This window comes from Prevotella vespertina, from assembly GCF_009728485.1.
Classification (GTDB): Bacteria; Bacteroidota; Bacteroidia; order Bacteroidales; family Bacteroidaceae; genus Prevotella; species Prevotella vespertina.
This window is the reverse complement of sequence record NZ_VVIQ01000003.1, coordinates 231,249-244,392: the sequence shown is the minus strand read 5'-3', so window position 1 is coordinate 244,392 and position 13,144 is coordinate 231,249. Positions and strand designations below refer to the sequence as shown.

5 protein-coding genes are annotated in these 13,144 nt (G+C 45.9%); all 5 read right to left on the bottom strand.

The window, feature by feature from the left end:
* Positions 1-2: 2 nt before the first annotated feature.
* The 5 genes from F0475_RS04365 to F0475_RS04345 all read right to left on the bottom strand — a co-directional run bounded on the left by F0475_RS04365 (position 3) and on the right by F0475_RS04345 (position 13,137).
* Positions 3-3,317 carry a hypothetical protein gene (locus F0475_RS04365; RefSeq protein ID WP_155715635.1) on the bottom strand — a complete coding sequence of 1,105 codons (3,315 nt, stop codon included), beginning with the start codon at positions 3,315-3,317 and terminating at the stop codon, positions 3-5.
* Between the two features lie 2 nt (positions 3,318-3,319).
* On the bottom strand, positions 3,320-3,544 hold the full coding sequence (locus F0475_RS04360) for a hypothetical protein (protein ID WP_234422956.1): 225 nt from the start codon (positions 3,542-3,544) through the stop codon (positions 3,320-3,322).
* Positions 3,545-3,660: 116 nt separating this feature from the next.
* Positions 3,661-7,212, bottom strand: coding sequence for a hypothetical protein (locus F0475_RS04355; RefSeq protein WP_234422955.1), 3,552 nt, complete (start codon positions 7,210-7,212; stop codon positions 3,661-3,663).
* 158 nt (positions 7,213-7,370) lie between these two features.
* The gene (locus F0475_RS04350) at positions 7,371-7,841 is read right to left on the bottom strand and encodes a hypothetical protein (RefSeq protein ID WP_155715633.1); all 471 of its coding nucleotides are present in this window, start codon (positions 7,839-7,841) and stop codon (positions 7,371-7,373) included.
* Between the two features lie 4 nt (positions 7,842-7,845).
* Positions 7,846-13,137, bottom strand: coding sequence for a tape measure protein (locus tag F0475_RS04345; RefSeq protein ID WP_155715632.1), 5,292 nt, complete (start codon positions 13,135-13,137; stop codon positions 7,846-7,848).
* Positions 13,138-13,144: the final 7 nt, after the last annotated feature.

Genomic DNA, 13,144 nt, shown 5'->3' with positions numbered 1-13,144 from the left:
ATCTATTCTGCATTGAAATTATAAGGATAAATGTTTTTTGCGCAGTTATCGGTCGCTGCCACCGCTTCTACGTATAACTGATGATAAAGTAAGTCTGTGATGTCCCAGTACTGTGACTGCTCGGCACGGAACTTTTGAATACGTGCTGCCTTGAATAACTCATTGAGTTTAGCGACATCACTAATCGAGTTGAACACCGACTCTGTCAATCCGTACTTATCTCCGACTAACTGCTGACGGAGATTAACCACCGACACACCGCTATCAAGCGTAGAAGGGCAGAAACGCTTATACAAGCTATCGTAATAGTATAGGTTGTATTGATTCGGGTCGCCTTCCTTCGCAATCCAATACTCAATATGGGTTGAATGTGGGTCAGCGTTTAACTCATCAAGCGTTCCATTGAAAGGTTCAATGAACGTATTACACTGATACACGATGTTATAAGCCGTGATATACGACTCAACGAGCTGCTCTGCTCGCTGACGGGTCTCATTGTCGGCTGTAGCCTTATCATCAGCAGGTAAGTCAGCGTAATCCAAGTCCCAGCAGTTCTCCCAAGATAGTTCAGAGACTTGATACTGATAGGCTTCTTCCTCCGCATTATAGCGGATGCGCCTTTTGTCCCAAGGCACTTGGTAGAGTGTCAAGCGTGGCGAGTTGTCAGAACCCTCTATAGATAGAAGGTCAGGAAACAAGTCCTTATCATATCCGAAGGTTGCAGCATCCCCCTTATCTGGGCCTACTGTAAACAAACCGACGAACTTGTACGTCACAGTACCGTCTTCTGCCGTCTGTTTCTCAAATCCCACGAATGTCTCTTGGTAAATAGAGACACGTGCTTCGCTATCCTGCTCGATACCCTCGTTAGTCAATCCTACCGCCTTCCATAGGTCGGTATATGAGTTTACAGAACCTAACTTGTGGTATTGCATAGAAGAAGCGATATTCTTCTTCGCTGTCAGCTTAGAGATTTTAGGAAGGTTCTTAAAGAGTTCAAACTTTTTCTGTGCTGTCTGTCCGTCCTCATAGACGATAGTTGTGTCCTTAGCTACCTTTGCCTTCCAATTCCATAGGTAGTAAAGCATAGAAGATGTACCTTGACCTTGCAATTGAAGGTTAGTAATCGTCAAGCGGTTAAGGTTCGTATTCCCGTCTTTCGGATATATCTCAAGCGTGCCCTTAGGACGATATGACTTGCCGTATTCATAAGCCGGCAATGGCTTGTCGAAAGTAAAGACGTTCACCTTGCCACGCACCTTATCAAAGTCGACTGTGGTACCGAGCGTATCATAGATGTCATTATCTATTTTCTCGGCACTCTTTTCTCCTACGGTTGCAAGGGCATTGATATAGTCTTGATGCACATTAGCAGCGTCCATCGCACTATCATAAATGCGAATAGAGTACAAATCGACATCAGCCTTATCAGAACCTATGACGATACCACCACCTAAACCTATCTGCATAGAATCTGTCAAGAGGTAAGCAAACTTACGAGCTTCAATGCCGTCAATGTAGAGATAGACGAGGTTAAGATAATACGTGTTTCCATTGAGTACATACGTGTACTTTTTCGGACTAATTACGAGAGCCAATCGAATGCGCACACCATCGTCTGTACTCATTGCCTGAACATCAGGATTACGCTCACTACGAGTTGCGAACATAATAGAAGATGGCTTCACCTTCAGTCCGATATAACCCTTCTGATAAGGCATAGCAATAGATATGCACTCTGCATCGTAATCAGAGGTGTTATTAATCTGGTAATCAATTTCGATGGTCTTACCACTCTGTGCTGCTTCCTTTGCGAAGGGTTTGTAATCAATAGTCAATCGTGAACCAGCGAGTAGTCGCAATGTGCGTGCGCCTTCATCGTCCGTCACCCAACCGTCTCGAGAGAAGGCAACATTCTGCCATTCAGCACCGATATGCTCGGTATTGATGAGATTGCGGAGGACATTGCGGTCGGTGTCGGTGTTATTTCTGTTCTTTGCATTCAGATAGAATACTGCTCCAGCTGTTGCAGAGTAACCTTGTGAGTTATCAACAGGGAAAGGAATAGCATCACGCAAACGCACCTCGTCTGTTGGGTGAGAACGGAAACCGATTAACGCTGTGAAATCGGAGTTATCAATCGTCTCAACCTCAAGCGAAAGGGTGTATTGCATCTTTGTTTGTGTCAAAGTATTCTCAGACACATTCTCTTGAAGGACCTCGTTGTCCTTCTTCATCAAGATTGACAGCGGTGTTGTTACCGCCTTGCCGTCATATACAGCATATTCCAATACTTTGTTCTCATACCAGTTAAGCAGCTTCTCTGCCTTATTATTCACGACAACCATCTTCACTGCTTCGTTATTAGCGACCGCCATAAAGTCGTAACCAACTGGAGTAGTCTGGACCGTATTATCTTCATTCGATAGCCAAGCAGAGAGATGGAAGATACCCGTCTTATTCGTGAATGGCACGGTATAAGCTACAGGCGAAGATGTGTAAGTTGCGGTACCGAACTGACGCTCATACGTCTGCTCGTAGCCTTCACCTGTAATCTTCACATGAAGCGTCTTCGAGATATTACCGCTGATGTAGCATGGCAGCACAATATCCCCTTGATAAGCCTTCCACCAGTTGAACTCTGATATTGAGAGGAAGAGGGCAGACAACGTGATTGAATATACCAAGGCAGGAGAGGTTTGCCCTGTCACCTCACCTGTAATCTTCACCATGATGTTATTCTGACCGCTCTCTAAGAACTTGAACACATCAACAGTGGTAATCGTATTAGACTGACAGCGACCACGAGCCTTACTTACGAACGTACCATCACCTGCTTTGGCGAATATCTCATACGTGCCCCATTCGCCAGAGTCAACATAATCCGCCTGTCCAACATCCTTAGTGCGTGAAACGAACATAAATCGAATAGCGCACTCGCCTGCTGACTTAGAAGCCGATAGTGTTGTCGATGGCGACTGATTGACTGCTCTCAAGTAATAGAGAATGGTCTGTTGCTGCCCTCCACCTCCTTGTCCAATATTAAGTTCAGACAGCTTCATAGGGACCCACTCGTCACCGTTCCATACGAGAACGCATGTCTCGGATGTGAGTTCGTCTGTTTCGCTATTCACGTTTGAAAGCTGTCCGAGCGTAGGACGGTTCTTTGCTATAATTCCTTTGGTACGCTCCTCTTCGGCATTCTGTGCTTTGACAAGCTCATTCACTTTTTCTGGAATCTTATTAAATTCCTCTGCGGTGAGCTGATTGCCTCTTGCCTTTCGGTCAATGTATATAGGCTCTATGTTCTTTGTCATATCTATGATAATTTAAAAGGAAATACGTATGTAAATCCGTTGTTGCCTTCAATCTGAACGCCGTGCGCCAATGATAGAGCATGGCAGACTATATCCTGCAGCAGCTTGGGGTGGGCGGACACAAAGTTCTCGCCAGTCGCATCCTCAATACTACGGACGGAAGCCTGTGTAAAACGATTGTCAGTTACATGACTCTCTGTGATATGTAGCTTGATATACTTCATCATAAGTACCCACCCCCAGCCCCTCCCCAAGGGAGGGGAGACTGATTAGTGGTGTTGCTTGTTGTTACGTTTGTTATACATTAATTCTTTTACCTTTGACCTTTAATACCCACTAAGAACTATTCAAACTCCCTCCCTTCGGGAGGGTTGGGGTGGGTTCTTATCCCTTCCTCCTCCTTTAATTTTGTTATCTCACCCTGTCCGTAATCAATGATATTGCCTCGCCATATCACACGATACTCAAATTGGGGAGTTATGGGCAACATAGTCCCTGATTTATACTGATGGTTGTAACTTTCAACATATAGAATTTCTGCTGACTGATCAACTGCTATCGCCTTGCTTTGTCCCTCCATAACTGGTATAACCATATTCTTAATGTCAAGATTGGGGACATCAACCTCCACTCGGATATTGTCTCCGAACGTGCTATTTTCAAATCCTGTATTGCGCACATAGAGTGTGAAGTTGAACGAAGCCGAAAGATACACACCATCACCCGCCTCCTTGACAGACATTAGGCACGCATGCTTTCGTGCGTATGCCGTAATATCCGTTGGAAGAACAATGCCATTGCGGTTCAATCGTAGCATAGTGTTACCCTCTTTATCCTTGATTATGAGATTAGCTCGCCCGTCAATGATACCATATTCTATCCTGTCCTCCGTGCCTTGCGCTATGATACGTCGTGCGTCGATTGTGCCATCAGCATTGAATACGGCTGATTCTGTTCCGTCAGCGGCTTGTATGCGGGTCTTGTTCGCTACCAAAGTAAGTGTACTATTCTCGCCATCAAGATGAAGTCCCACAGATTCCATGTCGGTTCGCAAATCACTCACAAAGGCATCAATCGTCTTATCGCCTATTTTCAGCTGTGCCTCAAACTTCTTCGTAGTGTACTCTTGCGCCGAAGTCCAATCATCGATATCGAACTCCTCGTCCTTGCCACGTGATTTCACACATACCAGCAAGTCGTTCTTATATTTGTCGCCGAACGTGGCTTGGCTCCACTGATCGCCCTTATCATACGGTGGTACTGGCTGGTCTTGTACAAACACCCTGCGCTTGCCGTCAGCCGTGTCCTGTGCTCGTTTCGCTGCCTCAAGCGACTTCAACACGTCAGCATCGGTTATCTCTTTCCAAGCGTATGTGTTATCAGGATTCTTTTCGAATGAATACGCCCGACCACCACCTGTCTCTGCGTAACTTCTATTATAATAGATGTCATGTAGGTGCATCTCCTTTGTAGCTTCATCCGCCCACTCACTGGCAGGTCCTGTTGAGGCTGTCGGCACAGCATCACCAAACCATATTACAATTTGCTTGTCTGCCTGATCCTGCACAGCGTTAAGTTGTGATTTCAAAGAGGCTATGTACTCCTCCATCGGCATATCGTTGCCATGTTCGTCCGTAACCATCCACCAAGACCCTTCAGTCGGACTCATCTGAATCTTTGGCTTTGGCATTGAGAACGAATTAATGCCCACATACATACGATAGTAAGGTGAGCCAGTCCCTGCAGCTGCCTGAATGATAGCGTGCTGACGTGCGGGATTAGTCTTGTTGCCCAATGTTGAAACCTCATCTCCTATGCGCGGTTCGTCGCTACCACTTGCATAGTCTTCTGCATTCGTGTTATCGCAGATGTCCACATAATCAACACCAAGTCCAAAGACACGGCGATGATAGTAATGATTCGCCAATGCGCCTTGTGTGTTGACGAGATTGAACGTCTCACAATACGCATAATCGTCCATACCCATTGTGTTACTCACCCTGCGTCCATCACCATCCTGCTGCGTGAAGTAGCACCGCCAACCGCCCTCGATCTTCTCAACTTTTGAGATAGTAAAGCTACCAGGGGAATTGACCACCTTACCATTGATATGTGTCGACTTCATCAGCTGCATCTCTTCTGCCGTCAGCTGCTTACGCACGTGGACGTAATCGCTCTCAATGTGATAGTTTCCTTGCTCATCAGCGTATATGCCCGCACCCGTCGAGTCCTTGATATAGTTGCCGATGAGTATGCGAGAGAGTAGTGCCACGCCGTCAGCATTGATTGAAAACTGCCCATTTACTCCCAATCCGATACCCTTGAGGAAGGTGATGAGCTGCTGCGCCACGTCTTCTTCCTTCTTGCTTAGGAACTCCTTCTGCGAGCGGCGGGCGGAAAAAAGATTGGTGTCGGTCGGTAGTGTAGATTCACCGCTCCGTATGATGTCTGGCACAGCACCGAGAGCTGACATTGCGTAACTTTTTGCCTCGTTAATGCCATCATTAATACGAGTCATGCTGCCCGTACTTGTGGCATCGCTGATTTCAAGATTCATCTGGCTGGGTAGCGTCACACTGCGACTAATGCGGGTGATGCGACTGCTGCGAAAACCTGCTTCGGGGAAGTATTGCTGGCTCTCCAGTCGTATTCTTCGCCCGATATAGAGTTGCACCCGATTGCGTTCTATCCAGACATGATGCGTCGGACATTTATACACCGACGTGTCGATGCAATGCTTGTCATTGAATGCTTCCACCGCTGCGAGGAACTCCTGTTCAGCCAGTCCGTAATACTCATCGGGCATACGGATATTCCAAAGAATATACTTATCACCGGGCTTCGGAATGAGCAGTCCACCCGGCAGCTGCATATCGTCATTATAAGGCCAGGTGGTTATGATTTCAAACTCTCGTTCCTCGGTATGGTAGTTCACTTCAAAGTCTCTGCCGTTGAGCTCGCCACTCTGAAACACCACATGCTTTACCAGTCCTGCCAGTTCGTATTTATTCGGGTTGAAAGGTAGGTCTTTATCTTTGAACCAGTATATTTTGAAAGGTTTACCTTCGTTGTCCTTAACCGATGATTCCCTCACTTCGCTCACCGTACCGATGCGACGCGGATAGATGTCAGCAAAGGCGACCTCTTCATAATGATGAAAGACACCATACTTCTCAACATTCATATCCACATATTTCTGACCATTCGGCAACTGGAGACGTACAGCACCATACTTCTCACGGTCAATATTGCGCGAGCTACCCATTGGAAACAATCGTGTATAAAACTTCACACCATCAGCCGTATCGCGTTCAAGCTGCGTGATACTCTCTGGATAACGCAGTGTGAGTTCCTCACCATGCTCGCACCGACAGACGTTCACCGTCTGTCCCTCCACCCACCATTCTGTCTTGGCAGCTTCGGCAACCTTGCGTAGAGCCTCGTCACAATAAGTTCCGCTGTAGTCTATAGTCAGGTTCTCGGTTGCAATGACACTACCCATCTTCCACTCCGTTGAACTCATTCCAGCATTGATACAGCCGACTATGAGCCGCACATGCTCTGCAGCTGGGGCAGTAAGCGTGAATACCGCTTCGTTCTCGCCATCAGGATTCTTCAGCACCAACAACCGCTTGATAAGACTTTCTATACCATAGAATTTCAAATCGTAGCTCCATTCACTCTCACTCTTCTGTGTCGGCAGATAGCGTTCCTGCAGCCAGTAGCGTTCACCCTCAAATTCGCACCAGTCGTTTACATCCAACTGAACAAAACTATGATGCACAAATGAAAGGGAAAGCAGGTTGTCGCCGCCAAGAGTTTTATCTTGTTGACTGTTATTGCCTGGTTCTATTTGGCACTTCAAATTATTGTCGCTCCCGTATATTTTAATCATCTTGGTAGGTTATAAAAAATAAACTTATCGTTTATGCATCGTAACTCTATCACTTTTAATGCGTAAACTTATCGTTTACTACCGCTAAGTGATAGGTTTACGAATTGCATAGTAATTGCTCACTGATAAAATGCTATTTGAATACTGATTAAACACCATTAGAATGAGGAGACTGGTTCACGAAATTTCACCTTGAAGGCTCCGCATTGCTGTCCAGCCGACCATAGGTTGCTGATTGCCGTAAACCCGCTTGGGAACTGATCGACAAACATACGCATTTCTAAATTCAGCGTAGGAAATCGGAAATTCAACCAGCCTTTATTGCCTTGCTTCAAAAAGTGCACGAAATCAGTGTATCGTCTGACGAACTCACTTGAAGTGTTAGCACTAACGGCAAAATGAAGTGTTACGTCTCGCCCTTCTGTCTTCGGACGCAGGTCATCGCTATACTCTTCACCATGTTGCTCTCGTATATTGACTGCAACATTCGCCTTTGTCTTTGCAGGTGCGAGCAGCGCATTGAGATTCTCGTGTCCGCCTTTCTGCTCCTCACGCAGGAAAGCTTTGTAAGTTGTCCAGATGTCAGTGTCATTGATAAACACCTGTCCTGATAATATATGTTCTGCCATAAGTTTATCTCATTTTCATTCCGTCACGTTTCATAGCTTTTATATCTTCTGATATATCTTTCAAATGCTTGCAATAGGACGTGTTCTCAACCAGTTCTGCAAGACAGTCGGAAGCCGAAGCCCACCGCTCTGCTATCTTAGCGAGCAAGTTGTCCATGCTTGCCCAGTGAAGCTGTCCACTGGTAAAGAGCCCTTCCAGTTTCGTTCCTTGGTCTTGTGTCATCGTCTCAAAAGCACCACTTCGCCCTGTTTGCTGCGTTCCTTCGGAAGGGTCAATGCCAGCAGCATCGTAAGCAGCATTTCGCTCAGCCTGCATATCATTGACTATCTTGGTGTACATATTTCTCAAGCTCTCGGCTTCACCTTTGGAAAGTCCGTCCTTCATTGCATCGGCAAAGTTGTTGTACCATGCCCGAAGTCTATCGCCATACTTTTCTGACTGCATCCAGTTTAGAATAGCATTCTCAAACATCTCGTCGACACTCTTCAGTATCTCACGGTTGCTATTCTTTACGTCCTTCACCAGCGACACTAATGAGTTGCGGGCAGAATCGAAACTAACATCCGTCAACTTCTCACGATAGGAGTCTTCTATTTTTTCCAACTGCTTCCAATAGCCGATGTAATCGTCCATGAACTGCGCTGCGTCCTTATATCCATCGTTAGCAAGATCCTTAAGATGGCTGTATTCACTTGTGAGTTTCGTTGCGACCTCATACATTTCCTTGCTTGATAGTGTCCACACGTCAGCAGCACCTCGCACGTTTTTACCCAGCAGTTTACTGATAGCATCCCACTCGCTATTTCTCATGCCTTCGTTAATCTTATAGTTCGAGCTGTGGTGCCCATCAGTCCATGCTTTGTACCAATGTCCATTTGTGTATGCAGCACCACTACGTGCCATACTTTCACGTGCATTGCGCTCCAAAGCCTCTATGTTCCGCTTCTGTTGTTCGTATAGGCTGCCAGCATCACTCATTTTCGATTTACTAAGCTCATCGGTGAGATTGTCAATAGCCTGTTTCAAATCAGCATTACTTTCAGTGAGCTTTTCAAGGTCACGCTCTAAGTTCTTATCGCTATCGCCATCTCCTAACAGACTGGTCAACTTACTGAATCCGCCAAACGATACAGTGTCAAGTATATGATTAAGGTGTTCCATCAGATTACCTAAAGGTTTTGTGATAATCTCTCCACTGAACACATCATCTAATATCTTCTCGACTGCTCCAAGTATAGTATCTTGAAGACTTGTAACAATACCGCTGATACCATTCTGTGCAATAGCATCGAATATACCGAGGACAGCACTAATAACTTCGCCCATCATTCCCGTGTCACCAAGAGCTGTTGAGAGAGCTTTGCTTACGCTGCTGTCTTTCCCAAACAGAGACTGAAACCCTTTTGCAAGTGCATTGCCTACAGTCTTTGTAGTCTCACTGCCGCCAAAGAGTTTGTCAAGCTGCATCAGCGCGCCACCCAGACCTTTGAGCGAGCCACTTGTAAGTCCACTAATAGCACTCTCCAGCCCTTCGAACATTCCCTTGGCTCTGTCAGCACTTGCTTTGAGACTTTCAGTTGCTTCATTGGCTGCCTGACTATATGTTGCAACAGCTGTGCTTGCTGCATTCTGTTCAGCTACCAAGCGGTTTACTTCCGTTTGCCAGCGTTCCATATCCTCGGTGTTCCCTTCGGCTTGTGCCAGTTCAAGTTTCTCACGTGCATTTTTCAGACTTTCAGTAGTCTCTTCATATACGTGGCGTTCCACTTCTTGTGCAGTGATGAGCTTCTCCATAGCGGCCTGATAAGCCTCCATGTCATTGCTAACCTTACGGAATATGTCGCCGTCCCATACGGCAGAACTTTGTTCAAGGCGATGGATCAGTTCAAATACTGCCGATTGATCTTGGATACTACTACTCTTAAACTCTTTGCTCTCGGTTATCTTTCGCAGCTTACCGAGCAGCGGGTCAAGTTCAGACTTAAAGATTGCTCCGAACTCGCCAAATGCACTGCCCCAATCAATACTTTGTTTGATGGCATCAACGTCAACCTTACTTTGTGCAGTGTTGCGTTCAGCTATCAGTTTCTGCCGCTCCCCTTCACTTGTTGCTTTCTTTATCTTCTCGGCGTATTCCTCTGCTATAGCTAATTTCTGCTGGTTAAAAGAACCATACTCTTTTAGATAGTCGCGCATTGCCTGGCGGTCGGCAGAGAATACATCTGAACGCTTCTTGAGGAAGTCTTGCTTAGCAGCCATCTCTTGCGCTTTCTTGTTTTCCTCCTCCTCTTTAGTATAAGCAAATCGACTATCAGCAGGATTTGCATGGAAGACTTTTCCCTTATTGACAGGATTAGCTTCCCAAGCCTTTTGTGCAGCTTCTATCTTACTCTTCTTTATATCCTCATAATTCCGTTTTATCTTTTCTTTCTCCTTGTCGAAGTCGAGTTGTATCTGTGCAAGCGTCTTCTTAGACCCCTCTTGCATGGCATCAATCCGTGCCTGCTGCGTTTCCAGTTCCAAATCCTTAGCAGCACGCTTACGCTCCTCTTTTTGCTCTTCAAGTATTTCTTGATAGCGAGCTTGCTGCCGAGCAATCTCCTCCTTTGAGGGACCTTTCTTCTCTTTCTTTTTCTTAGGTTTCTTTTTACTCTTTTTCCTGTTTTCGTTAAAAATTGTCTCGGCATATCCCCCTTTATGCGCAGAGAGTTTTGCCGTCAGTTTACCAATCTGACTATTATAGTCAGCCCAAGCCTTTGTACCATATACCTCTCCATCACGCTTCTTCTTCAAATCCTGAAGGCGTTTCTCCATATCAGCATCAGAACCCGCTGTCAGTGCCTTTGGGATAAGGTTGTTGATGTCAATAAGAAGTCCTTTCAACTCTAATAGGCGTGAGTTATCAGTCTCTACTTTAACCTCCTTAGCATTGATATTATCTATCTCCGCTTGAACACTCTGCATCTTTTCAACCAGTTGCTCATAATTCATTTGGTCAATAGCTTCGTTGGTCGTGTCCTTCGTGTCGATAGTAGCACTGGCTATACCTTCCAGCTGTGCCTGTGTTCGTTCCAACTCTCCGTATGACTCACTGAATCCCTGTGCCGATGTGTTCACGTAATCGTAAAGGTCATCATGGAAAGCTTCTATTTCCTTATCTGTGACACCCAATGTACGCAAGATATTTTCGATGGAATCTACTTCCTCCTGAACTGCCTTTGTTCCATCTTCTTGAGACTTGGCAAATGCAGCAGATATGTCAGCAGCATGACTCATCACCTCCGTTGAAATCATATTCCATGTGGCAGAGGTAACAGAACGTAGCTTTTCACTGGCAACATCGACGGACTTGTTAACCATTATTGAGACACCTTCTGGTGTTGTCTCTACGGCTTCACGTATTTCTTTATGCGTTGCATCTTTGGCTTTCTCCAGCAAACTATCCATGGCTTCCTTTTCAGCATTCATGGCATCTTCATTCGCCTTTGCTGCTGCTTCGGCAAGCGTCTTCTCTGCTGCCTGCTTACGGATAGCCTCAGTCAGCTCATCATACTTCTTTTTCTGCTCTGTTAAAGTGTCATTGAGTGAAAGTTGATGAGTATTATATTCTTTTGCAAGTGAATTGATACTATCAAGGGCAGACTGATAAGTCTTCGATCCTTTTTCAACATTGGAAAGGGTGGCATAATAAGCATCCAACTGCGACTGCTCCTGCATCACTTTCTCGCGGAACCGACTGGTTGCGTCAGCTGCCTGTTTCGTTTCAGAGGTGAACATGGAGAGTAGACCTATAATCGAAGTGATAGCAACCAGAGCGAGTCCGAAAGGATTAGACATGAAGGCAGCTTTCAGACTTTGCATAGCTGTGGTTGCCATACGTGTGGCTGCAGCCCAAAGCCCTGTAGCACGTGTGTTGGCATTCTTTTGGATTGTGTCAACCTGTGTTTGGAAAGTTGACAAACGTGTGGCAGCTGTCTCCTTCACAGTTGCTGCCGTTGCAACATTCGCACGTGCCGCCTGCAAGTTGCGTGCTGCTGAATTTGCTTCTGAAGCAGCCGTGTTCAATTCTAACTCCGCTGCTTCAATAGCCTCGCCATTTCCAGTTTGTAAAATAGCTTCATATTGCTCTTGTGCCGCAACAACCGCCTCGTTCGCAGCATCAACCTGTAAGGATGCTGCAGCTGCCAGACTTGTAGCTTCATTGTAATTAGCCTCTGCCACAGCCACCTTAGTACGTAGTTCGTTTTCCATAGCAGCTACTTCGGCATCAATAGCTGCTTTATTTTCAGCCTTTGCAGCTGTATTTGCTTGTGTTGCTGACGTGTCGCCATTGATAGCATCAGAGTTAAGTGTTTCCTTATACTTCCCAACAAGCTCTTGCAGTTCGTTTACACGGTCGGCTTCTATTGCGGTCTTCTGCTGACTGATGATATTCTGTAGTGCCTGTACAGCCATCAACGTTCCCTTGTATTCGCCGTAAGCAGCTACGACCGTAAGGATAGCCTTACCCAACTTGTCGTAGTTCTTTACAGCCAGTGTTGCAAGGTCAATTCCCTGCATGATGAAACCTTCGCTACTTTCTCCCATGTCATTCATAGCATCTTTCCATGCACCCTCAAGGTTACTGATAGCTCCCTTCATACCCTTACTCTGCTTCTCAAGCATTCCATGGAACTTACCGCCCTCACCCGTTGCCGAGGCAAAGGCATCGGCAACCATGTCGACGCTGATTTTCCCGTCTGTCATTTCCTGCTTCAGCACACTCATACTCTTACCTGTCTTCTCTGATATTACGACGAGCGGGTTGAATCCAGCATTAATCATCTGCAACAGGTCTTGTCCCATCAGTTTACCAGTAGAGCTCATCTGTGCAAAGGCAAGTGTAAGGGAATTGAACTTCTGAGAGTCACCCATAGAGATATCACCTATCTGACGAAGGATAGGCATCACCTTCTCTGCTTCAATATTAAAACCTAATAAAGTCTGTGCACCTTTAGCAAGGTCGTTCATCATCAGTGGTGTACTGGCAGCATATTCCTTGATATCACCAAACAGCTTATCACCATTAGTTTTACCAGCTAAGGTCTCAAAAGATATCTGAAGGCTCTCAATCTCACCACGTACATCAATTATCTTCTTGACAAATTCTGCACTCTGATCGACAGCGAATAGTCCACCAATAGTATTACGCAGACCACGAAGCCGACTGTCAAGCACATCTGCTTCACCGCCGACTTCCTGCATACCCTGTTTAAGGTTGCCTTTCATTAAGAACTCTATTTCAACAGCCTTCATCTTTTTG